Genomic DNA, 23,615 nt, shown 5'->3' with positions numbered 1-23,615 from the left:
CCGCCATGCAACAAACCCCTGACCCTCGACCCTCGCCCTGGCACGTTGGCGAAAAACGGCTGCAGGAGCAGGCCGGTGTGGCGCAGCGCATGGAGGTGTTCGGGCAGAAGGTCATCCGTGACTACATGCCCGACCAGCACCGCGAGTTCTACCGGCAACTGCCGTTCCTGGTCGCAGGCGCCGTGGACGCCCAGGGCAAACCGTGGGCGACGCTGCTTGAAGGCCCCGAAGGCTTCGTCAGCTCGCCCGACCCACGGCAATTGCTGATCGACACCCACCTCGCCAGCGACGACCCGGCAACGCCAGGCCTGGGCGCAGGCGGTGCTGTAGGCCTGCTCGGCATCGAGTTGCACAGCCGCCGGCGCAACCGCATCAACGGGCTTATCCAGCAAGGGAGCGGTGGCCCGCTGGCGGTGATGGTGGAGCATGCCTTCGGCAATTGTCCCCAGTACATTCAGCTGCGCGCTTACACGCGTGTCGATGAGCCGCCGCAGGGCAGGCTGGACTCCAGCGTACTGGATACCCACGCAGTGACGATGATCGAGCAGGCAGACACCTTCTTTGTCGCCAGCTACATTGACCACCAAGACGGCCATCGCGCTGTGGATGTCTCGCACCGCGGCGGCCGGGCCGGGTTCGTCAAGGTCGACGGCAACCGCCTGACCATCCCCGACTATGCCGGCAACTTGCACTTCAATACCCTCGGCAACCTGTTGGAAAATCCGCAGGCAGGGTTGTTGTTCGTCGATTTCAGCAACGGCAACGTGCTGCAAGTGACGGGGCGCACCGAGATTTTGCTCGACAGCCCGCTGATCAAAGACTTCGACGGCGCCGAGCGGCTATGGACGCTTCAGGTCGAACAGGTCGTGCTGCGCCGGGCTGGCGTGTCGCTACGCTGGGCCTTTGAGGAATACGCACCGACCAGCCTGATGACCGGGACCTGGGCCGAGGTCGAGCAGCGCCGGCAGCAGCGCGAGCGGCAGCGCCAATGGCTGGCCTGGCGTGTTGAGCGGGTGGTGCAGGAGAGCCAGGACATCCGCTCGTTCTACCTGGCGGCCGATGTGCCGGTAACCTTTGCTCCAGGCCAGCACATCCCTGTGCGGCTCCCGCTGGGTGGCGACACGCCGTTGATTCGCACCTACAGCCTGTCCTGCGCGCCATCGGACGGCCACCTGCGCATCAGCGTCAAGGCCCAGGGTGCGGCTTCGCGGTATTTGCACGAACAGGTCGGCGTGGGCGACCTGCTCGACGTGCGGCTGCCCATGGGCAGTTTTACCCTGGACGGCGACAGTACAAGGCCCATCGTGCTGATTGGTGCAGGCGTAGGTATTACCCCGCTGATCGCCATGTTGCGCGAGCAGCTGGCCCGGCAGCAGACGCGGCGAATTCACCTGTTCCACGGCGCCCGCCGCCTCGCTGACTTGCCATTTCAGCAGGAGCTGGCCGCGTTGTACGAGCAGGCAGGTGGCCTGTTGAGTGTGCATCGCTCCCTTAGCCAGCCGGAGGACGACGCAGTGCCAGGACGCGACTATGAACATGCCGGGCGCCTGGCGATCGAGCAGGTGAAAGCGAAGTTGGCGCTGGATGACTATGACTTCTACCTGTGTGGGCCGGCCAGCTTTACCCAGGACCTGTATGAAGGGTTACGCGCCATACACGTGCCGGACAAGCGCATTCATGCAGAAGCCTTCGGCCCGTCGACGCTCAGGCGTCATACCGATGACGACCAGCCGACGCTGCAGCAGCCACCGGCTGCCAGCGAGCCAGTGCCTGTGTACTTTGCCAGCTCGGCCAAGGAGGCGCGCTGGGCACCGGGCGGTGGTACCTTGCTCGAACTTGCCGAAGCCCGTGGGTTGTCGCCGGACTTCAGCTGCCGGGGCGGTTCGTGCGGCACCTGCAAGACCAAGGTGGTGAGCGGGCAGGTGCATTACCCGAACCCGCCTGCCCAGATGCCGGAAGCGGGGACAGTGCTGATCTGCTGCGCGGTGCCGGGCAAAGCGCAGGAGGGCGGGCAGGCGCTGGTACTGGATATTTGATGCTGCCTGCAGATAGCAGATAATCTCTACCCACGATACTCAGGAGCCGGCATGGACCAGATCCACCTGATGAAGGTGTTCGTCGCGGTAGGCGAGCTGGAAAGCTTCGCTGCTGCCGCCCGCCGTCTGGACATCTCGCCCGCTGCAGTAACCCGCGCGGTCAGCGCGCTTGAGGACATGCTCGGCGTCAAACTGCTGCTACGTACCACGCGCAGCGTGCGCCTGACCCAGGCGGGTGGCCGCTATCTGGAGGACACCCGCCACATCCTCGCCAGCATCTCTGAGGCCAACGAGGCCGCCGCCGGCATCAACGCCACGCCCAAAGGCGAACTGGCCGTCACCGCGCCCATCCTGTTCGGCAAGAAATTCGTCATGCCGAGCATCGTGCGTTATCTGCAGCGGTACCCCGAGGTGGATGTATCCGCCTACTTCCTCGACCGCATCGTCAACATGGTCGAGGAGGGCATGGACGTTGCCGTGCGTATCGGTCCGCTGCCCGACTCCGGCCTCAAGGCCCTGCGCGTAGGCAGGGTCAGGCGCATGCTCTGCGCCTCGCCTGAATACCTGGCGCGCCATGGTGTGCCGCAGCACCCCTCGGACTTGCCGGCGCATGCGGTGATCGCCACCACCAACCTCTCGCCGCGTGTCGGTTGGCGCTTCGGCGTGACGGACGAACCGACCCTGGTGCGCATCAAGCCCAGGCTCACCGTGACCAGCAACGACGGTGCGATCGCCGCGGCGGTGGGCGGGCTGGGGATTGCCCGGTTGCTGTCCTATCAGGTGGTGGACGAGATCGCCAGCGGGCAGTTACAGGTGCTACTGGCCGACTATGAGGAAGCCCCATGGCCGATCCATGTGCTGCACCGCGAAAGCAAGCATGGTTCGGCCAAGGTGCGCATGTTCGTCGACCTGCTGGCGCATGAGCTGCGGGCCCAAGGGCTGGACTGAAGTCATCCTGCCTTCGGTTCGCCCGGTTGCGGTCGCTCGCTGACAACCGTCTGGATCGCCTGGTACTCCAGGCTGAACCCCAGGCTCATTTCTTCACCCTGGCGCAACAAGCGCAAACCCGGTTGCCCCGGCAGGTGATGGGCATTGATTGGATGGCTGACCGGTTCAAAGCAGAAGAACGGCTTGTCCTGGGGGCAGAACAGCAAGAAATGCTCGGCACCGCTGGCGCTGCATACCAGTCGATAACCGGCCCCGGGTTGCTCGATCACGCAGTCCCCGGCCCACCCGCCGAACGCGTGGTCGACCACGGTGTCCGGCAGGCAGGCCGGTGCATCGAAGCACCAGTCTTGAGGCACCGCTGCCGTGTACGACGGCAACCGCCCCTCTTCGGCCAGCCACACGTGCTGCGCTGCTGCCTGCAGGCGGGTGTCAGGGTAGCGCGGGAAGTAAGGATGCAACCCCAGTCCATACCAGGTAGCGGGCTCATCCAGATGCGTTACCTGCAGGTCAAGCCTCAGGCGGCCTTCATGCAAATGCACATCCAGTACCGCCCGGTAGGCGAACGGCACGCTGCTCTGGAGCGTCAGCCTTGCACTTCGCTCACTGTGATGAGCCACCTGCCAGGCCTGCTGCCAGGCGGTGCCATGGATCGGATACGGGTCGTGTGCGGTGTTGGGCGCCAGGGCCAGCCAACCCTCGGGCCTTGCAAAACCACCCTCGGCAATACGGTTGGACCAGGGCGCCAACGGGTAGCACCCCAGCTGGCGCGGTGTACCGCTGGCCAGCGCTGCCTGATCGGTATGGCGCAACAGCGCCTGCCCGGTCGCCTTCACCTCCCAGTTGATCAGGCTGGCGCCCAGCTCGGGCGCCAGGGTCAGGCGGGTCAGGCGGTCTTGCAGCTGCAGTTCGGTGACAGCCATCAGCGGCTCCTTTCACAAAGCGGGTCAGCTGGCCCGACGATAGGTCAGCAGCACGATGCCGCACACCACCACGGCGGCGCCGACCAATTGCCAGGTGCCCAGGCGCTGATCCAGCAACGCCCAGCCCAGCAGCAACGTGGCGATGGGCTCGATATTCATCACTGGCGCGTTCTGCGCCATGTTCAGCCGTGGCACACAGACGAACAGCAAGGTGAAGGCCACGCCATACAGCACCACCAGGCTGGCCAAGGCCGTCCAGCCGCTGGCGCTGGCCGGCAGCGACAACCCCGAGGGCATCACCCCGCTGGCCCCCGCCACCAGCATGCTGGCGAACACGATCAGCAGGGTCAGCAAGCTGCGCACCGGGCCGCGAACGGCAGCCAGTTTGTGGTCGGTGATCCACAACGCGCAGGCGAACACGCAGGCGGCGCAGAACGAAAGGCCCACGCCCAGTAGCCAGTGCGGGTTGGCCTCACCGTTATCGGCCAGGCGCCCAGGTACATCCAGCGCCAGCACCAGGCCACACAGGATCAGCCCCATGAACAGCACGGTGCGGCCGGTCGGGCGAGCGCCGTCCAGCGCCCAGGTGAGCAGCGCCAGCAGCATCGGAAAGGTGTTGCCTACCAGCAGCGCCAAGGCCACCGGAATGCGCGCCACGGCCGAGTACAGGCACAGGCTCTGGGTAGCGATCAACAGGCCCAACAGCAGTTGCCAGTGCCGCGTGCCAGCCGGCAGGCTCAGCGGTTGGCGCTGCCACAGCACCAGGCTGGCCAGCACCAGGAAGGTGATGCCGGAACGACAGAGGATGGCCAACAGCACGCCGGTGTCGTCATCGAAGGCGATGCGCGCGGCAATGTGGTTGCCGGCGAACGAGCAGGCCAGCAGCGCCAGTAGCGCGACCGCCAGCTTGCGCGGGAAAAGGGAGACAGAAGCAGCGACAGCCATGTGCATGATCCATTTGCAGGTGTGTTCAGGAGGCTGTTGCGCAGCCCATCGCTGGCAAGCCAGCTCCCACTGGTTTTGCATTGGCCTTCAGATCGGCGTTGTCCCAGTGGGAGCCGGCTTGCCGGCGATGGGCCGCCCAGCGGCCCCGGATGAGCGCCGTTACAGCACGACGCTCGGCAGCCACAGCGAGATGGCCGGGATATAGGTGACCGCGATGAGCACCAGGAACAGCGCAATGTAGAACGGCAGCAGCGCCTTCACCGTCGATTCGATGCTCACCTTGCCGATGGCCGAGCCGACGAACAGCACCGCACCTACCGGTGGCGTGATCAACCCGATGCCCAGGTTCACCAGCATGATCATGCCGAAGTGCACCGGGTCCACACCGATGCCGGTGATCACAGGCAGCAGGATCGGCGTCAGGATCAGGATCAGCGGCGCCATGTCCATCACCGTGCCCAGCAGCAACAGCATGAAGTTGATGCACATCAGGATCACGTAGCGGTTGTCCGACAGGGTCAGGAACACTGTGGTGATCTTCGACGGGATCTGCATCAGCGTCATCACGTAGCCGAAGCTTGCAGCAAAGCCGATCAGGATCATCACGATCGAGATGGTCCGTACCGTACGGTGCATCAGCTTGGGCAGGTCGCGCCACTTGTAGTCGCGGTAGATGAACATGGTCACGAAGAACGACCAGACCACTGCCACGGCCGCTGATTCGGTGGCGGTGAACACGCCCGAGAGAATACCGCCGAGGATGATGACCATCGCCATCAGGCCCCACAGTGCTTCGCCGGCGATTTTCAGTGCCTGGCGCAGCGGGATCACTTCACCTTTGGGGTAGTTGCGCTTCTTGGCGAAGATCAGGCACAGGCCCATCATCACCGCGCTCAGCAGCAAGCCGGGCATGATCCCCGCGATGAACAGCGAGCCGATCGACACTGTGCCGCCCGCCGCCAGCGAGTACAGCACCGAGTTGTGGCTGGGCGGGGTGAGCAGTGCCTGCACCGAGCCGCTGACGGTCACTGCCGTGGAGAACTCGCGCGGGTAGCCCTTGCGCTCCATCTCGGGGATCAGTACCGAGCCTACAGACGCGGTGTCAGCCACCGACGAGCCGGAAATGGCGCCGAAGAAGGTCGAGGCCATGATATTGACCAGCGACAAACCGCCCCGTACGAAGCCCACCAGCACTCCGGCGAAGGCCACCAACCGCCGTGACATGCCACCTTCGGCCATGATTGCGCCAGCCAGCACGAAGAACGGAATGGCCAGCAGTGAAAACTTGTTAACCCCACTGGCGATCTGAATCATCATCGCCTGCAGCGGGATATCGATCCACCAGGCGCCGATCAGCGCCGACAGGCCCAGGGCGAAAGCCACCGGCATGCCGATCAGGATGAGCACGATGAAACTGCCCAACAGAATGAACGCATCCATTTACGCAGCTCCTTCGTTTTCTTCCGCCAGATCGTAACGAACCACCTTGCGGTTGCTCTGATCGCCCAGCAGGAGTTTTTCCAGTACAAAAATCAAGGTCAGCAGACCACCGACCGGGATCGGCGCGTAGGTCATGCCCACCCGTACCCCAGGCAAAGAGGCCAGCGACTGGTTCCACGTGGTGATGCACAGCTTGATGCCGTAGTAGGTCATGAACACGCACACCAGGATCATCAGCACCTGCACCAGCAGTGCAACCAGCTGGCGCTGCAGCGGTGGCAGGCGGTCGGTGATCATCCCTACCGCCATGTGCGCGCCGGCCCGGTAGCTGGCGGCGGCACCGACGAAGGTGAACACCACCATCAGCAGGATCGACACTGGCTCAGGCCAGCTGGAGCCGGTACCCAGCACGTAGCGTGCAAAGATGCCCCAGGGAATGATCAGCGACATGGCCAGGATCGACAGGCCGGCGACCCAGATGCAGCTGCGATAGAGCGTGTCATTCACGCTCAGGAAAAGCGATTTCATAGGCATCACCAAAGCGGCAGGGCGGCGGGCGCCGCACTGCCGCGGTCAAACTTGGAAGGGGGGCCGGTATTACTGGACGGCGTCGATACGCTTCATCAGGTCTGCGTACGGCGCACCGTACTTCTCGCGTACCGAAGCGGTAGCCTCGAAGAACGGTTTCTTGTCGACGCTGATGAACTCCACGCCCGCGGCCTTGAGTTTCTCTTCGCTGGCGGCAGTCTTGGCATCCCACAGCGCGCGCTCTTCCATCTGTGCTTCGCGCGCGACCTTCTTCACCAGCGCCTGCTGCTCAGGCGTGAGCTTGTTCCAGGTGGTCTTGGACATCACCACCGGCTCTGGCAGGATCAGATGGCCAGTGAGGGTGAAGTATTTGGCGCTCTGGTAGTGGTTGTGCTCGAGCAGGGTTGGCGGGTTGTTCTCGGCGCCGTCGATCACCCCGGTCTGCAGGGCGCTGAAGATCTCGCCGGTGTCCATGGCGATGCCGTTGCCGCCCATGGCGTTCATCATGTCGATGAACAGCGGGTTGCCCTGCACGCGGATCTTCATGCCCTTGAGGTCTTCCAGGCTGCGCACCGGCTTCTTGGTGTAGATGCTGCGCGAGCCGCCGTCCATCCACGCCAGGGCCACCAGGTTGAATTCGGAGTTGGTGATCTTGTCGAGGATCTCCTGGCCGATATCGCCGTCGATGATCTTGCGCATGTGGTCATGGTCGCGGAACACGAACGGCATGTTGAACACGTTCACGTCCGGCACCACCGGGCCGACGATCCCCAGGCTGACGCGGGTCATTTGCACGGCACCGATCTGCGCCTGCTCGATGACTTCCTTTTCCGAGCCCAGGACGCCGCCGGGGAACATCTTGAAGGTGATCTCGCCATTGCTGGCGGCTTCGATCTTCTTGCCCATGTTCTGCTCGGCGACCACGGTCGGGTAACCGGCCGGGTGGATCTCGGCGAACTTGATGTCCAGCGCGTGGGCTGGCAGGGAGAGGCTGAAGGCGAACGGGAGTGCAGCAAGAAGCAGCTTGCGTTTGAAAGTCATGATGAAACTCCGTGGTTTTTATTATCCGGTTTCGGGCGTACGAGTGTGGTTGGCAGTACGGGTGTTCAGCCCCGGCAGGCAGGTTCCTCCAGGCCTTTGACGCCGAGTTCGAAGGCAAATACCCCACCAGCCAGCGGCTGGTCGCAGAGGTCGATGCCTGCGGGGCGGATCGAGGTGACGAACAGGGTGTCCAGGTTGGCGCCGCCGAAGGCGCACATCGCCGGCTTTTTCACCGGCACGTTGAGTGAGCGGTCAAGGCGGCCATCCGGCGTGAACCGGTGGATCTGACCGGCATCGTTGCCGCAGATCCAGTAGCAGCCGTCCTGGTCGATGGCAGCGCCGTCCGGGCGACCGGGGAAGGCGCGCATGTCGACGAACAGCCGCTTGTTGTGGGGTATGCCACTGTCGATGTCGTAGTCGAACACCCAGATCTTCTGCACGTCGGGGTGCGAGTCCGACAGGTACATGCGTGTGCCGTCGGGGCTGAAGGCCAGGCCATTGGGCACGATCATGCCGTCCTGCTGCAGGTGTAACTGGCCCTCGCCGTCATGCCGGTACAGCGCGCCGACCGTGGCGCCTTGCTGCATGTCCATCAACATGGTGCCGGCCCAGAAGCGGCCTTGGCGATCACAGCGCCCATCGTTGAAGCGCATGCCGCTCTGGGCATGGTCGACGGCGCTGAGCAAGTGGCTGGCAAGGCTGCCATCGGCCCTGGTTTCAAGCTGGAAGATGCCGCTTTCCATGCCGGCGATCCAGCCCCGCTCAGTGCGCGCGATGCAGGCGAGCATCTCGTCGCCTTGCCAGGTCTGATGGGCACCATCGGGCTGCCAGCGATGCAGCTGGCGTGCGGGAATGTCGACCCAGTACAGGGCGTGTTCGGTGGGGTGCCACACGGGGCTTTCGCCGGTGCCGTTGCGGGCGTCGACGATCAGTTCGCAGTTCATGGCCGGGCCTCCTGGAGCACTGGGTGTCAGTTGAACGGTCCGGCTACGGCGAAGGCGCCGCCCTGATAGACCATGCTCGGGTCATCGGCGGCAGGTGCCGGCTGGGCCTCTACCACTTCGCGAAACACCTCGGAGGTGTCTTTAGGCTCGTAGCCCAGGTGCGCGGCATGGCGGTTGTCCCACCATACGGTGCGGTTGTCGGAGGCACCGTAGACAATGGTGTGGCCGACGTTGGGGGTGTTCAGCCCACGTTCGATGAGCTGGACCAGGTCGTCGTAGCTCAGCCAGGTGCACAACATGCGTGGGTTCTGTGGCTGGGGGAAGGACGAGCCAATGCGGATGCTGACGGTCTCGATGCCATAGCGGTCGAAGTAAAAGCTGGCCATATCCTCGCCGTAGCATTTGGACAACCCGTAGTAGCTGTCGGGCCGGCGTGGAGCGTGAGCGTCGATGCGCTCGTCCTGGCGGTAGAAACCGATGGTGTGGTTGGAGCTGGCGAAGATGATGCGCTTGACCCCATGCTTGCGCGCCGCCTCGTAAACGTGGAACACACCGCAGATGTTGGGGCCGAGGATGTCCTCGAAGGAGTGCTCGGTGGATACGCCGCCGAAATGGAGGATGGCGTCTACGCCTTCTACCAGTGCGTGGACGGCGGCCTTGTCGGCCAGGTCGCAGGTCACGACCTCTTCATGCGCACCCGCGGCAGGTGCCATCGGGCTGATATCGGAAAGGCGCAGGACCTCGGCGTAGCCTTGCAGGCGTTCGCGAAGGACCTTGCCCAGGCCGCCTGCGGCTCCGGTGAGCAGCAGGCGATTGAGGGGGGTAGTGGTCATGGCCGGCTCTATTTGTTAATTGTTGTAGGTTGTCGTATGACTGTGTTGATTATTGGCAGTGGGGTTGGCAGTTGTCAATGAGGCGTGTGCGGCTTTCGCCTGGTTGGTGGTCAACAGTAGGAGCGGCCTCGTGTCGCGAAAGGGGCGCGCAGCGGCCCCAAGAACTTCGCAGGCGGCCCCATTGCCGGGGGCCGCTGCGCAGCCCTTTCGCGACACAAGGCCGCTCCTACGCCAGGCAATTGCCACACAAGGCCGTTGCCACAGGAAACGCGTTAGCCCGGGTTACAACAGCGACAGCGGGTAATTGAAGATCAACCGGTTCTCATCGAATTCGTTGTTGCTGTAGTCGCGCCGAATCGACGAGTTGCGCCATTTGACGCTCAAATCCTTGAACGCCCCGCTCTGGATCACATAGGCCAGCTCTGTTTCCCGCACCCACTCCTTGCCGTCGGTCACCGCCCCGGTATGCACGTCCTGCCCGCTGATGTAGCGGTTCATCAGCGTCAGCCCCGGCACCCCAACGGTGACGAAGTTGAAGTCATGACGCACCTGCCAGGAGCGCTCGTTGGCATTGTCGAAACTGGAGTTGTAGCTGTCGTTGGCCAAGGTGCCGCCGCTGGTGCCGTTGACCCTCATCCAGGTATCGCCATCGACCTTCTGCAGGCCCACCCAGAACGTGTTGCCGCCATACTTGGCCGAGAACATCCCCGAATACGTCTTGTTGTCCAGTTGCCCGGCTTTTTCGGAGCCGTCTTCGCCACCGTGGAAGTAACCGAGGTTGGCGCCGAAGGTCCAGCTGCCGACCGGCTGGCTGTGGCTCAGTTGCAGGTACTGCTGCTCATAGACGTCTTTGAGCACTGCGTTCCACAGCCCGACCAGCGTGCGGTCCTGGTTGAACTTGTATTCGCCACCGATGAAGTTGAAACGGTCCGACAGGCCGCCGCCGTAGCTCATGTCGTCCATGCTGGCGTCGTTGCGCGGGCTGTTGCCGCGGAACTGCCCGCCGTACAGCGTCAGCCCGGCGATTTCGTTAGAGGTGACCTGCCCACCGCGGAAGGTCTGTGGCAGCGAGCGGCCATCGTCGGAACGCAGGATCGGCAGCACCGGCATCCACTCGCCGACCTTCAGTTCAGTCTTGGAAATCCGCGCCTTGCCCGCCACCGCCAGGCGCCCGAAGTCATCCGCCGGCTGCCCATCGTCATGGCGCGGCAGCAGGGCGGTGCCATAGGTGCCGCCACCGCCATCGAGCTTCACCGACCACATCCCCAGCACATCCACGCCGAAGCCGATCGGCCCTTCGGTGAACCCAGAGCGTGCATCGAGGATGAAGCTTTGCGTCCACTCCTCGGCCTTGCTCTGCGGGTTACTGGGGTTGGTGAAGTTGCGGTTGATATAGAAGTTGCGCAGGCCAAGCGTGGCTTTGGAATCTTCGATGAAGCCTGCGGCCACGCTGGTGCCCGGCAAGCTCCCGATCATGCCGGCGCCCAGCAGGGCGAAGGGAAGGGTATGGCAGATTTTCATTATTGTTGTGCTCCACAAAAGGGTGCGGCAGCCCGTCCACCGGGCACGCGCAAGCGGCCTGCGGCAGGGGCGGGTGGGTACGGGCCGGTGAAGGCCGGGTAGGGTGAAACAGGGTTACGGCACTAGGTGGCCGTGCATGCTGGAATGAGGGGCGGCGAGAGGCTTGGGTGTAGCGCGATGGGGGTCGACATGGGGAGATCTTCCACTGACTGTTGTTCTTGTTATGTGTTGTCGTACAACGTCATCGGTTTTTTATCAAGCGACGATGGGGATGTCAACGCTTGCTGGCGCAATGTATTGAAGAAATGGCAGCCTTGAACAGCGCATTTCAAGCAATGGCCGCTCTAGCCCGGGCTTCGAGATTTCCTTATAGAGGTACTACGACTAAAGTAGCTGAGAGGCGTCTGTTCCGACCTTATTTTCACATACGCTGCGCATGAAGTGCTTAAGGGTGGGGGCGGTGAGTTTCTGCAGAAACTGCTGCTCGTTGGTGGCTCACCTCAAGGTGCAAGGCCGAAGGCCTTGGTCTATCGCGATGACCACACCGGCTCCTTCACCACTGTCGCCAAACCAGGCCTTGAAGCCTGGCTGATCAAATTTCCGGCCAAGCAAGAGCACCCAGAGGTCTGCGCGATAGAAATGGTCTACGCCGAGTGCCTTCGCTTGTGCGGTATAGCGACACCGGACTCTTAGCATTTCAGCCTGCCCAATGGGCAAGCGGCCTTTGCCAGCAAGCGTTTCGACCGACAGGGTGGCCTGCGTGTGCCGATGCAAAGCCTTGCCGCATTTACCGGTGCCGATTTCAGATCGCCCGGTGCGCTGGATTACGTCAACTTCCTGCGTGCCACGCACATGTGCACCAATGACGTGCGGGAGAAGGCTCGTGCCTTCGAGCGCGCCGTGTTCAATGTGGCATTCAACAACCGCGACGATCACCCGAAAAACTTCGCTTACCTCATGTCCCGCACTGGCGAGTGGACGCTGGCGCCTGCCTATGATGTGACGTTCTGTGAAGGCCCTGGGGGCTATCACCAGATGGATGTGATGGGGGAGGCTTTGGATATTGGCCGCAAGGAGATGTTGGCCTTGGCAGGTGAGGCGGAAATTCCGCAGGCAGTGGCCAGTGAACTCATCGACCGCATTTGCGCGGTTGCCCGTCAATTTACAGAACAGGCGCAGCGCAGCTACCCCGGAATGATCACGCAAGAGACCCTGCAGACTGTGCAGAGCCGCAGAGGAAAATGTTGCGTTACTTGGTTGACCAATACAATCAAAAGCCACGGGACACAGGGCGGTTCGGTAGCGCAGAGCAGGTATCCCCTAGTGGTCATCTTCATCCGGACTTCCCCGTGAACCATTGATAACAAAGCATGTCCTAGTGCCATCAGAGACATGATGTTTCATTTCACAAGCAAGGAGGCACCACCATGCAATCCACCCCACCCACGTCCACCGGCAACCTGCTGGGCACTTACGGCTACGGCAAAGCGCTGATTATCAGCATGATCATCCTGGGCAGCATCTTCCTCGCCTTGGCCGCTTTCGTCGGCTACCTGAGCCTTGCCAGTAACCTGCAACTCAACGGCCCCAGGGGCATCTTTTATTCCACCATCGTCCTGTTGGGTGTGCTCGGCCTGAGCATGTTCGCGCTGGCCCTGTGGCAGAAAACCCTGCGCAAAGCCCGTTACGAGGTCTACGAAAAAGGCATCTGCCAGGTCATCGGCAACCAGCGTGACTACGTGCCCTTCAGCGAGATGAACGACCTGTACCTGTTCGCCTCCGGGCAGACCGCCTTCGCCGGCCTGACCAACAATCTGGCGTATCGGCGCAACGCAAGCGAGCCTTTGCGCCGGGTCAATCCGCACCTCAAGGGCCTGTTCGCCTTTATCGAGCAGGTGCGCGAACACTATCTGAACGAACGGCTACCAGCGGTATTGGCCACGCTTCACAATGGCGGGGCCGTGCAGTTCAACTATCTGGACACCAGCCAGGTATGGGGCAAGCGCCTCCGCGGCGACTTCTTGAACGTCACCACCAAGCCCCTGACTGTCACCCGCGACGCGCTCGAGATCGATGGCCGCAAGGTCTCGTTGAACAGCCTGGGCAATGTCGATCTCAATCAGTGGACCGAGTTGGTCGTTATCAAGGACGAGAGCGGCCAAACACTGCTGTCGACCGTCGGTAACGGGATCATGAGCTTCGACCTGTTCCTCAATACCTTGCACAACCTGCTTGAGGCACCGCAGGCGCAGCCCTTGCAAACCCAAGACATCGTTTAGAGCGCAAACCAGATACATGGTTAACAAATCCAACCCAATTGCCTGTGGACCCTACCGCGACCCTGCGCTATCTTCAGATCTGGCCTCGCCCTCGACCACGTAGACTGGCATGTCCAGTCCCGGCACCTCGCTGTGCCGTACCCCTCTTGTCGGCGTGGGCGGGGCCTCCTCATTTGCGCAGCGCCTGACCGGTTGAGACCCATTGCTCCGAGGGCTCACGGGAGCCCGCCCATGGTGGGCCTTGGCCAGCAGCTACCAACACAAATCTCCCGTACTACGCAATTCCATCTGTAGCGGCCTTGCCGGGGCGCCGGACCGGTCGGAAAGGGCCGCACAGCGGCCCCGGCAATGGCACATGCGGCCGGATTTTTGGAGCTGCCATGTACCCCTGTTGCGACTCAAGGCCGCTTTCACAGTTGTCTAGCGCCAAAAAAAAAGGCTGCCCTAGGGCAGCCTTATCGTTGGGGTCAGTCCCAGCTCAACGCCCCACCCGTCTGATACTCGATCACGCGCGTCTCGAAGAAGTTCTTCTCTTTCTTCAAGTCCATGATCTCGCTCATCCATGGGAACGGGTTGGTCGTCCCTGGGTACTCTTCCTTCAAACCAATCTGGGTCAAACGACGGTTGGCGATGAACTTGAGGTAGTCTTCCATCATCGCCGCGTTCATGCCCAGTACGCCGCGTGGCATGGTGTCACGGGCGTATTCGATCTCCAGCTGGGTCCCTTGCAGGATCATCTGGGTCGCTTCTTCCTTCATCGCCGCATCCCACAGGTGCGGGTTCTCGATCTTGATCTGGTTGATCACGTCGATACCGAAGTTCAGGTGCATCGACTCGTCACGCAGGATGTACTGGAACTGCTCGGCAACGCCGGTCATCTTGTTGCGGCGGCCCATGGACAGGATCTGGGTGAAGCCGCAGTAGAAGAAGATGCCTTCCAGCACGCAGTAGTAGGCGATCAGGTTGCGCAGCAGCTCTTTGTCGGTTTCGACGGTGCCGGTGTTGAACTCCGGGTCGGAGATGGCGCGGGTGTACTTCAGGCCCCAGGCGGCTTTCTTCGCGACCGACGGGATCTCGTGGTACATGTTGAAGATCTCGCCTTCATCCATGCCCAGCGACTCGATGCAGTACTGGTAGGCGTGGGTGTGGATCGCCTCTTCGAAAGCCTGACGCAGGATGTACTGGCGGCACTCCGGGTTGGTGATCAGGCGGTACACGGCCAGGGCCAGGTTGTTGGCAACCAGGGAGTCGGCGGTGGAGAAGAAGCCGAGGTTGCGCATCACGATGCGGCGCTCGTCTTCGGTCAGGCCGTCCTGGCTCTTCCACAGGGCGATGTCGGCGGTCATGTTGACCTCTTGCGGCATCCAGTGGTTGGCACAGCCGTCGAGGTACTTCTGCCAGGCCCAGTCGTACTTGAACGGTACCAGCTGGTTCAGGTCGGCGCGGCAGTTGATCATGCGCTTTTCGTCAACGGCGACGCGGGCCGAGGAGCCTTCCAGCTCGGCCAGGCCTTCGGCGATGTCCAGGGCGTCCAGCGCGGCCTTGGCGCGCTTAACAGCGTCGGAGTCGGCGGCGGTGGCAGCACGGGCTTCCAGGGCGGCAGCACCGCCGGCGCTGTCGAGTTTGTCGAGTGTGGCGGCGGCGTTGGCCTGCGCAGGGGTGTTGCCTTTGGCGGCTACTTCGCCGTCTTCTTTGTCGAATTCGTCCCAGCTCAGCATGGTGAGTTCTCCTGCTTGAGGGCCATGAATGGAGTATGGCCGGTGGATCTTGGTTGCGGTGCGGTGCACGCAAATCTGCAGTGCCCGGGCAGGGCTGACCAGAGCGGTGGGCTCCGGCTTGTTGTGTCTGGCTGTAGGGAGGCACAGGCTGGGCCGGCCTCATCGCGGGCAAGCCCGCTCCTACAGGGTTCCGTGCCGTGGCACAGAAATGAGGCTTCCCGGGGGAAGCCTCAGCCAAGCCTTACTGGCAGGCTTCGCAGTCCGGCTCGTCGATCGCGCAAGCCTTCGGCACTGGCGCCGGGCCTGCGGCCTGGGCCGGGGCGCTGTCGCCGCCGCTGGACACGGCGTTGAGCTTGCCGGTGTTGATGGTCGACTTCTCGGTGCTGGTCGCGGCCAGGGCACGGAGGTAGTAGGTGGTTTTCAGGCCACGGTACCAGGCCATGCGGTAGGTCACGTCCAGCTTCTTGCCCGAAGCGCCGGCGATGTACAGGTTCAGCGACTGCGCCTGGTCGATCCACTTCTGACGACGGGAGGCGGCATCGACGATCCACTTGGTCTCGACTTCGAACGCGGTGGCGTACAGGTCTTTGAGCTCCTGCGGAATACGCTCGATCTGCTGCACCGAACCGTCGTAGTACTTCAGGTCGTTGATCATGACCGAGTCCCACAGGCCGCGGGCTTTCAGGTCGCGCACCAGGTACGGGTTGATCACGGTGAACTCGCCCGACAGGTTCGATTTCACGTACAGGTTCTGGTAGGTCGGCTCGATGGACTGCGACACGCCGGTAATGTTGGCGATGGTCGCGGTCGGCGCGATGGCCATGATGTTCGAGTTACGGATGCCTTTCTGTACGCGGGCACGTACCGGCGCCCAGTCCAGGGTTTCTTCCAGGTTGACGTCGATGTACTTCTGGCCACGGGCCTCGATCAGGATCTGTTGCGAATCCAGCGGCAGGATGCCTTTGGACCACAGCGAACCCTGGAAGGTCTCGTACGCGCCGCGCTCATCGGCCAGGTCGCAGGACGCCTGGATCGCGAAGTAGCTGACCGCTTCCATCGACTTGTCGGCGAACTCCACGGCAGCGTCGGAGCCGTAAGGGATGTGCTGCAGGTACAGTGCGTCCTGGAAGCCCATGATGCCCAGGCCGACCGGGCGGTGCTTGAAGTTCGAATTGCGCGCTTGCGGCACCGAGTAGTAGTTGATGTCGATCACGTTGTCGAGCATGCGCACGGCGGTGTTCACGGTGCGTTGCAGCTTGGCGGTGTCCAGCTTGCCGTCGACAATGTGGTTCGGCAGGTTGATCGAGCCCAGGTTGCAGACCGCGATCTCATCCTTGTTGGTGTTCAGGGTGATCTCGGTGCACAGGTTCGAGCTGTGCACCACGCCCACGTGCTGCTGCGGCGAGCGCAGGTTGCACGGGTCTTTGAAGGTCAGCCATGGGTGGCCGGTCTCGAACAGCATCGACAGCATCTTGCGCCACAGGTCTTTGGCCTGGATGGTCTTGAACACCTTGATCTTGTTGTACTCGGTCAGGGCTTCGTAGTACTCGTAGCGCTCTTCGAAGGCCTTGCCGGTCAGGTCGTGCAGGTCTGGCACTTCCGAGGGCGAGAACAGGGTCCACTTGCCGTCATCGAAGACGCGCTTCATGAACAGGTCAGGGATCCAGTTGGCGGTGTTCATGTCGTGGGTACGACGACGGTCATCACCGGTGTTCTTGCGCAGCTCGATGAATTCTTCGATGTCCAGGTGCCAGGTTTCCAGGTAGGCGCACACAGCGCCTTTGCGCTTGCCACCCTGGTTCACGGCGACGGCGGTGTCGTTGACCACTTTCAGGAAGGGTACGACGCCCTGGGATTTGCCGTTGGTGCCTTTGATGTAGGAGCCCAGTGCACGCACAGGAGTCCAGTCGTTGCCCAGGCCACCGGCGAATTTCGACAGCATGGCGTTGTCGTGGATCGCGTGGTAGATGCCCGACAGGTCGTCCGGCACGGTGGTCAGGTAGCAGCTCGACAGCTGCGGGCGCAGGGTACCGGCGTTGAACAGGGTTGGGGTCGAGGCCATGTAGTCGAAGGACGACAACAGGTTGTAGAACTCGATCGCACGGGCTTCCTTGTCTTTCTCTTCCAGCGCCAGGCCCATGGCCACACGCATGAAGAACACCTGCGGCAGCTCGAAGCGTACGCCATCCTTGTGGATGAAGTAGCGGTCGTACAGGGTCTGCAGGCCCAGGTAGGTGAACTGCTGGTCGCGCTCGTGGTTGATCGCCTTGCCCAGTTTTTCCAGGTCGAAGGCGGCCAGGGCCGGGTTCAGCAGCTCGAACTCGACACCCTTGGCGATGTAGGCCGGCAGTGCCTTGGCGTACAGGTCGGCCATCTCGTGGTGGGTGGCGCTGTCGGCAACGTTCAGGAAGCCCAGGCCTTCGGCACGCAGGGTGTCCATCAGCAGGCGGGCGGTGACGAACGAGTAGTTCGGCTCGCGCTCTACCAGGGTACGTGCGGTCATCACCAGGGCGGTGTTGACGTCCTTGATGGCCACGCCGTCGTACAGGTTCTTCAGGGTTTCGCGCTGGATCAGGTCGCCATCGACTTCGGCCAGGCCTTCGCAGGCTTCGCTGATGATGGTGTTCAGGCGCGCCATGTCCAGCGGCGCCAGGCTGCCGTCGGCCAGGGTGATGCGGATGCTTGGGTGCGGCTCGACTGCGGCGTCGGTGTTGGCGCGGGTAGCGCGCTCTTTGGCACGCTGGTCGCGGTAGATCACGTAGTCACGGGCGACTTTCTGCTCGCCGGCACGCATCAGGGCCAGTTCGACCTGGTCCTGGATTTCTTCGATGTGGATGGTGCCACCCGATGGCATGCGACGCTTGAACGTGGCGGTGACCTGCTCGGTCAGGCGCGCGACGGTGTCGTGGATGCGCGACGAGGCAGCGGCGGTGCCGCCTTCAACTGCGAGGAACGCCTTGGTGATGGCCACGGTGATCTTGTCGTCGGTGTAAGGGACGACAGTGCCGTTGCGCTTGATCACGCGCAGCTGGCCCGGAGCGGTCGCGGCCAGATCCTGGTTGGAATCGGCGGCCTGCGGCGCCAAAGCCTGCGGGTTCTCGCGAGTTGTGTCGGTTTGCATGGGTGGGTGTCTCCACAGTTTCTATATGTTCAGGCGCCTTTTGGGCGCCCACCGTTCTGTCCACTTGTTCGACGGCCCTGGCGGGGATGCGTCATGCGCGCGCATCCGCCCGCTCGGGCGTACCGACTTCGGGACAGACTCAGGAATAAGGGGCAAAGAACATGCCGCTCCCTGGCCGAAGTCAAAGGCTATGGGGCTAGCCCAAAAGCTGTTGCTCTCCATCTCCGCTGGAGCGGTTTGGTTGTTGAAACCACAATAAGTTCAGGCAGAAAAATCGCTTGAATTTGTCTGCTGACTCATGCTTGGCGTTGGTGTGTGAAACCCAACATCTAGTGGTTCGCTGCGCTGGGGATACAAGATAATGCGGTATCGGGGGCTTTGCAAGGCGAGCGCCTGTGGATAAGTTGTGCGTACTTTGTGAGTGAATAGTGGGTATTCGCTGTAGGCCTTGTACCAAGTGGTTTGCAGTATTTTTCTGCGGCTCGTTGCCCCGGTGCAGATTTTTCAGGGCGCGAACCCTAGCACAAAAAACGGTTCAGTCCAGGGGTGTTTCCGCTGAGGTTGGCAGTGCCGGGTGCGGGACGTAGTATCGGCAGGCGATGTTGCCTTTTGGTTAAAGTGGCAATGCCGGCGATGGGGCCGGAACAGGCAACGCAAAAACAACAATCAAGGCAAACGCCATGGACCAACCCGTACCCCGCATCCTGATCGTCGAAGACGACCAGCGCCTCGCCGAGCTCACGGCTGAATACCTGCAGGCCAACGGTTTCGAGGTGGCAGTGGAGGGCGATGGTGCGCGCGCCGCCCGGCGTATCGTCGACAGCCAGCCAGACATGGTCATCCTCGACCTGATGCTGCCCGGTGAAGACGGCCTGAGCATCTGCCGCCGCGTACGTGGCCAGTACGCAGGCCCCATCCTCATGCTCACCGCCCGCAGCGACGAGCTCGACCAGGTCCAGGGCCTGGACCTTGGTGCTGACGATTACGTGTGCAAGCCGGTGCGCCCACGCCTGCTGTTGGCACGCATCCAGGCCCTGCTGCGGCGCAGTGAGCCGGCACAAGGCAAAACCCAGGAGCTGGCCTTTGGTGACCTGCGTATCGACAACCGCCTGCGCGAAGCCCGGCTCGGCGAACAGCTGATCGAACTTACCGGTGCCGAGTTCGACCTGCTCTGGCTGCTGGCCAGCAATGCCGGGCGGGTACTGTCGCGTGAGCAGATATTCACCGCCTTGCGCGGTGTCGGTTACGACGGCCAGGACCGCTCCATCGACGTGCGCATTTCCAAGATCCGCCCCAAGATCGGCGACGACCCGATCCACCCCCGTCTTATCAAGACCCTGCGCAGCAAGGGCTACCTGTTCGTCGGCGATGCACCATGAACAACTCGATCTTCCTGCGTATTTATGGCGGCATGCTCGCGGTGCTGGTGCTGGTGGCCCTGCTTGGTGTGCTCAGCCTGCACCTGGTCAACGAGGTGCGCGCCGCCCAGCACCGCGAGCGCCTGGCCCAGGGCACCTTCAGCCTGATGGCTGACAACCTGGCCCAGCAGAATGAAACCGAACGCAAACGCTCGTTGTTGATGTGGGAGCGCTTGCTGGGCGTGCCGCTGGACTTGCAACCCCTGTCGGCGCGCACCCTTGATGGCGGCCAGCGCGCGCGGCTCAATCGCGCCCTGGTGGTGGTGCAGAAAACCGGCCCGCACGCCGCCCAGGTGCTGCGCAAGGTGGGCCAGGAAGACCTGCTGCTGGTGGCCGAGGTCAAGCAGGTCAGCGAGCAGCTGGCGCGGGCCACGCTCTATCTGCTCGCCGATGAACTGGTGCGCTTCCCGGTCACCGAACAGCAACAGCGCCTGGCGCAGATCAGGCAGAGCAAGGGGTTCGGTTTTGGTATCGCCCTGCAGCGCCTGGAGCGGGTCGGCCTGGACGATGACCAGCGGCGCCGGGTAGAGGAGGGCGACACGGTCATGGCGCTGGGCAAGGATGGCGATTCGATCCGCGTGTTCGCAGGCTTGCCGGGTTCGCCCTGGGTGCTGGAGATTGGCCCGCTGTATCAGCTCAACCCCTATCCGCCGCAATTGCTGGTGCTGATCGCGTTCCTCGGCCTGTGCCTGATTGGCCTGGTGGTCTATCTGCTGGTGCGCCAGCTGGAACGGCGGGTGTCGGGCCTGGAAATGGCCGCCACGCGCATCGCCCAGGGCAGCCTGGAAACCCGTGTGCCCGCCGGCGATGCCGATTCGGTCGGGCGCCTGGCGGCGGCGTTCAACGGCATGGCCGAACACCTGCAGCGTTCGTTGAACATGCAGCGCGAGCTGGTGCGGGCGGTGTCCCATGAGTTGCGCACGCCGGTGGCGCGTTTGCGCTTTGGCCTGGAAATGATTGAAAGCGCACCGACCGAACAGGCCCGGGCCAAGCACCTGGCGGGCATGGACGGCGATATCCAGGACCTGGACAGGCTGGTCGACGAGATGCTGACCTACGCCCGCCTGGAGCAGGGCGCGCCGGCCCTGAAGTTCCAGCGCGTCGACCTGGATGCCTTGCTCGACCGGGTGATCGACGAGCTGGCCCCGCTCAATGCCGGCGTCAGGCTGGTGCGTGGTGCCTGTCAGCTTCAGGATGGCGAAGACGCCTGGGTCGAGGCCGAGCCGCGCTATCTGCATCGGGCGCTGCAGAACCTGGTCAGCAATGCCCTGCGCCATGCCCGGGCTGAAGTACGGCTGAGCTATCAGTTGGGCCAGCAGCGCTGCCGCATCGAAGTGGAAGATGACGGGCCGGGCATCCCCGAAGGTTACTGGGACCGTATCTTCACGCCCTTCACCCGGCTCGACGACAGCCGTACCCGGGCTTCGGGAGGGCATGGCCTGGGCCTGTCGATCGTGCGGCGCATCATCTACTGGCACGCCGGCCGGGCCACGGTAGGGCGCAGTGAAGCGCTGGGCGGTGCCTGCTTCAGCCTCAACTGGCCACGCGAGCAGGCGCCGCTGTAAGGCTTAGACGCTGACCAGGCTGAGCAGATGGCCGTCCTGCAGGCAAAACTGGCCTTCCAGCTCGACGCCATGGCGCCATTCTGGCGACAGGTCGATGAGCAGGCGCAGGCGTGCCAGGCCTTCAGGTGACCACTGCAGCACCTCGGCGTGCTCGAAGTAGAAGCGTCGGCGGGTCAGTGGGTAGAGGGTCTTGAACAGGCTTTCCTTGAGCGAAAAAGTCAGGGTAACCGCCAGCCCCAGCTGGCTGCGGTCCAGGCGCTCGAGCTCTGCCTGGGTGAGGATTTCGCCCATCAGCCGTTCGGCACGCTCGTCGTCCAGCAATGCTTCCTGGTCCAGCCCCAGGCCGCGGCAGCTGTCTTGCGCGGCAACCACGGCCGCAGCCCAGCCTTTGCCGTGGGTGATCGAACCGTGGATGCCAGCGGGCCAGATCGGTGAGCGGTCCTCATGGGTGCCGGGCACATGGTCGCCGCCATCCAGGCGTTGCAGCGCGGCGCGCGCGCACACCCGGCCGGCCAGATACTCGGCCTGGCGCTTGGCCACTGAGCGTTGCAGGCTGGGGCTGGGTTCGATACCGGCACGCTGGAAGTCATCGGCGGCCAGGCGGCCGGGGTCGAAGGCGCAGCTGACCAGCACCGCGCCAGGCAACGGGCGGGGCAGGGGCCAGTGGTGCTGGAGCGGGGCGCAGCAGGAAGGCAATCTGTTCATGGCGGTATTGTGCCAGCCGATGTGGCTGTGTGGGAGATGGGCCGCGAAGCGGCCCCGGCAATCTTCATTCGAACGCTTTCTTGAAGAACGCCTGCATGTCCGCCCACGAACGCTCGTCCGCGGCCTTGTTGTAGCCAATATCCGGCCCACCATGGGCGCCGTGGCTCAAACGGTCGGCATCCGGGTTGGTGAAGCCATGCTTGGCGCCGGCAATGCTGACGAACTGATAATTGACCTTGGCCGCATCCATTTCGGCCTTGAACGCTTCGACCTGCTCATCAGTGACCATGCTGTCCGCCGCACCGTGCTCCACCAGGATATCGGCCCTTACCACACCAGGCTTGGCCGGCGTCTGGGTGGCCAGCGCGCCATGGAAGCTCACCACACCGTCCAGCTTCTCGCCGCGCCGTGCCGCGTCCAGTACCACCTTGCCGCCGAAGCAGTAACCTACGGCGCCCAGTTTGTGCTTGTTGACGTTCGGCTGCTTTTTCAGCAGTTCAAGGCCCGCATCGAAGCGCGCGGCCGCCGCTGCCGGGTCCTTCAGCGCTTGGGCCATGAATGCCTGGGCATCCTGGGGGTGCTCGGTGTGCTTGCCGTCGCCGTACATGTCGATGGCCAGCGCTTTGTAGCCCAGTGCCGCCAGGTCACGGGCACGGCGCTTGGCGTAGTCGTTCAGCCCCCACCATTCATGCACCACGACGATGCCCGGGCGTTTGCCCTCCAGCGCATCGTCATAGGCGTAGTAGCCGACCAGGCGGTTGCCATCGTCGTCCTGGTAGGGGATCTCGCGGGTCACTACTGCCGCCTGGGCAAGAGCGGCGCTGCACATCAGGGTCAAAGCCAGCAGGGCACGCATGTTCACTACTCCTTGTTTTGCAAACGTATCGTTCAGCCCAGGTTCAGCCAGGGTTCAGCCGCGGTTCAGGGCGTTCTGCTTACTCTAGCTTCCACACCGAAACAGCGCATTCAACTGGAGTACAACGCCATGAAAACCTTCAATACCCTGCTTGCCGCCATGGCCGTCTGTGCCGCTGGCATCACCACCGCCCAGGCTGGCGACGACAACTTCGCCAGCCTCACCTATGGCCAGACCAGCGACAAGGTCCGCAAGTCCGGGCTGCTGCAACGCAACACCGACCACCTGAACGCCGACGGCATCATCGGCAAGGATGACACCTGGGGCGTGCGCCTGGGCAAGATCAACGACCAAGGTCGCTACTACATGACCTACGACAATGTCTCGGGCGACCACAGCGGCCTGAAGCTGCGCCAGGAGAACCTGCTGGGCAGCTACGACCTGTTCCTGCCGGTAGGCGATACCACCAAACTGTTCGGTGGTGGCAGCCTGGGCATGACCAAGCTGACCCAGGACTCGCCAGGGGCCAGCCGTGATACCGACTATGGCTACGCGGTCGGCCTGCAGGCCGGCGTCATCCAGGAGATCACCGACCGGGCTTCGGTTGAGCTGGGTTACCGTTATCTGCGCACCAACGCAGCGACCGAGGTGGGAGCGAGCGGCGGGCCGAAAGAGGGTACCCTGCGCCTGACCAGCAGTGCTCAGACTTACCTGTCGGCGAACTACAAGTTCTGATCCGCGAGTCGAGTTATCCTTTACTGGCCTCGTCGCCGGCAAGCCGGCTCCCCCGGGTTCTC

18 protein-coding genes and 1 pseudogene are annotated in these 23,615 nt (G+C 63.0%); 7 read left to right on the top strand and 12 right to left on the bottom strand.

The window, feature by feature from the left end; all coding sequences use genetic code 11:
- Window positions 1-5 precede the first annotated feature (5 nt).
- Together ACEWE8_RS12635 and ACEWE8_RS12630 are read left to right on the top strand one after the other, a co-directional pair.
- Entirely contained in the window at window positions 6-2,036 is a 2,031-nt protein-coding gene (locus tag ACEWE8_RS12635) for a pyridoxamine 5'-phosphate oxidase family protein (RefSeq protein ID WP_046787482.1), read from the top strand.
- Between the two features lie 51 nt (window positions 2,037-2,087).
- Window positions 2,088-2,984, top strand: a complete 897-nt coding sequence (locus ACEWE8_RS12630; protein WP_395589311.1) for a LysR family transcriptional regulator — start codon at window positions 2,088-2,090, stop codon at window positions 2,982-2,984.
- A gap of 2 nt (window positions 2,985-2,986) precedes the next feature.
- Here the strand turns inward: ACEWE8_RS12630 and ACEWE8_RS12625 are convergent, their stop codons facing one another.
- From ACEWE8_RS12625 to ACEWE8_RS12590, 8 genes are all read right to left on the bottom strand, one after another.
- Window positions 2,987-3,904, bottom strand: coding sequence for an aldose 1-epimerase (locus tag ACEWE8_RS12625; RefSeq protein WP_046787480.1), 918 nt, complete (start codon window positions 3,902-3,904; stop codon window positions 2,987-2,989).
- A 24-nt stretch (window positions 3,905-3,928) separates the two neighbouring features.
- Window positions 3,929-4,849 carry a DMT family transporter gene (locus tag ACEWE8_RS12620; RefSeq protein WP_046787479.1) on the bottom strand — a complete coding sequence of 307 codons (921 nt, stop codon included), beginning with the start codon at window positions 4,847-4,849 and terminating at the stop codon, window positions 3,929-3,931.
- 159 nt (window positions 4,850-5,008) lie between these two features.
- The gene (locus ACEWE8_RS12615) at window positions 5,009-6,289 is read right to left on the bottom strand and encodes a TRAP transporter large permease (RefSeq protein ID WP_046787478.1); all 1,281 of its coding nucleotides are present in this window, start codon (window positions 6,287-6,289) and stop codon (window positions 5,009-5,011) included.
- Window positions 6,290-6,817 carry a TRAP transporter small permease gene (locus ACEWE8_RS12610; RefSeq protein ID WP_115273007.1) on the bottom strand — a complete coding sequence of 176 codons (528 nt, stop codon included), beginning with the start codon at window positions 6,815-6,817 and terminating at the stop codon, window positions 6,290-6,292. It lies immediately after the preceding gene.
- Between the two features lie 69 nt (window positions 6,818-6,886).
- Window positions 6,887-7,858 carry a TRAP transporter substrate-binding protein gene (locus tag ACEWE8_RS12605; protein ID WP_012313102.1) on the bottom strand — a complete coding sequence of 324 codons (972 nt, stop codon included), beginning with the start codon at window positions 7,856-7,858 and terminating at the stop codon, window positions 6,887-6,889.
- Between the two features lie 65 nt (window positions 7,859-7,923).
- Window positions 7,924-8,802 (bottom strand): SMP-30/gluconolactonase/LRE family protein, encoded by an 879-nt coding sequence (locus ACEWE8_RS12600; RefSeq protein ID WP_046787476.1) that lies wholly within the window; start codon window positions 8,800-8,802, stop codon window positions 7,924-7,926.
- Between the two features lie 26 nt (window positions 8,803-8,828).
- Entirely contained in the window at window positions 8,829-9,635 is an 807-nt protein-coding gene (locus ACEWE8_RS12595; protein ID WP_046787475.1) for an NAD(P)-dependent oxidoreductase, read from the bottom strand.
- Between the two features lie 282 nt (window positions 9,636-9,917).
- On the bottom strand, window positions 9,918-11,156 hold the full coding sequence (locus tag ACEWE8_RS12590) for an OprD family porin (protein WP_046787474.1): 1,239 nt from the start codon (window positions 11,154-11,156) through the stop codon (window positions 9,918-9,920).
- Window positions 11,157-11,594: 438 nt separating this feature from the next.
- Here ACEWE8_RS12590 and ACEWE8_RS12585 point away from each other — a divergent pair.
- Window positions 11,595-12,417 (top strand): annotated as a pseudogene (locus ACEWE8_RS12585) (type II toxin-antitoxin system HipA family toxin); the annotation flags it as partial.
- 166 nt (window positions 12,418-12,583) lie between these two features.
- Complete coding sequence (locus ACEWE8_RS12580; RefSeq protein ID WP_046787473.1) at window positions 12,584-13,435, top strand: hypothetical protein; 852 nt, start codon at window positions 12,584-12,586, stop codon at window positions 13,433-13,435.
- Window positions 13,436-13,902: 467 nt separating this feature from the next.
- Here ACEWE8_RS12580 and ACEWE8_RS12575 read toward each other — a convergent pair whose 3' ends face one another.
- Together ACEWE8_RS12575 and ACEWE8_RS12570 are read right to left on the bottom strand one after the other, a co-directional pair.
- Complete coding sequence (locus ACEWE8_RS12575) at window positions 13,903-15,153, bottom strand: ribonucleotide-diphosphate reductase subunit beta (RefSeq protein ID WP_012313106.1); 1,251 nt, start codon at window positions 15,151-15,153, stop codon at window positions 13,903-13,905.
- Between the two features lie 241 nt (window positions 15,154-15,394).
- The gene (locus tag ACEWE8_RS12570; protein WP_046787472.1) at window positions 15,395-18,274 is read right to left on the bottom strand and encodes a ribonucleoside-diphosphate reductase subunit alpha; all 2,880 of its coding nucleotides are present in this window, start codon (window positions 18,272-18,274) and stop codon (window positions 15,395-15,397) included.
- 680 nt (window positions 18,275-18,954) lie between these two features.
- On the opposite strand from ACEWE8_RS12570, the gene ACEWE8_RS12565 reads away from it, so the two are divergent.
- Window positions 18,955-19,653, top strand: coding sequence for a response regulator transcription factor (locus ACEWE8_RS12565; protein ID WP_039604244.1), 699 nt, complete (start codon window positions 18,955-18,957; stop codon window positions 19,651-19,653).
- A complete protein-coding gene (locus ACEWE8_RS12560) occupies window positions 19,650-21,257 on the top strand; it encodes an ATP-binding protein (protein ID WP_046787471.1) in 1,608 nt (535 codons plus the stop codon). The genes ACEWE8_RS12565 and ACEWE8_RS12560 overlap by 4 nt, the downstream gene beginning before the upstream one ends.
- Window positions 21,258-21,260: 3 nt before the next feature.
- Here the strand turns inward: ACEWE8_RS12560 and ACEWE8_RS12555 are convergent, their stop codons facing one another.
- Together ACEWE8_RS12555 and ACEWE8_RS12550 are read right to left on the bottom strand one after the other, a co-directional pair.
- Window positions 21,261-21,962, bottom strand: coding sequence for a 4'-phosphopantetheinyl transferase (locus tag ACEWE8_RS12555; protein ID WP_046787470.1), 702 nt, complete (start codon window positions 21,960-21,962; stop codon window positions 21,261-21,263).
- A gap of 64 nt (window positions 21,963-22,026) precedes the next feature.
- Window positions 22,027-22,818 carry a dienelactone hydrolase family protein gene (locus tag ACEWE8_RS12550; protein WP_046787469.1) on the bottom strand — a complete coding sequence of 264 codons (792 nt, stop codon included), beginning with the start codon at window positions 22,816-22,818 and terminating at the stop codon, window positions 22,027-22,029.
- Window positions 22,819-22,947: 129 nt separating this feature from the next.
- On the opposite strand from ACEWE8_RS12550, the gene ACEWE8_RS12545 reads away from it, so the two are divergent.
- Window positions 22,948-23,553 carry an outer membrane beta-barrel protein gene (locus tag ACEWE8_RS12545; protein ID WP_046787468.1) on the top strand — a complete coding sequence of 202 codons (606 nt, stop codon included), beginning with the start codon at window positions 22,948-22,950 and terminating at the stop codon, window positions 23,551-23,553.
- Window positions 23,554-23,615: the final 62 nt, after the last annotated feature.

It is taken from the genome of Pseudomonas sp. TR47 (assembly GCF_044143025.1).
In the GTDB taxonomy this organism is placed as follows: Bacteria; Pseudomonadota; Gammaproteobacteria; order Pseudomonadales; family Pseudomonadaceae; genus Aquipseudomonas; species Aquipseudomonas putida_E.
Note: the sequence above shows the minus strand (reverse complement) of the source record. Positions and strands in the feature narration are given on the sequence as shown.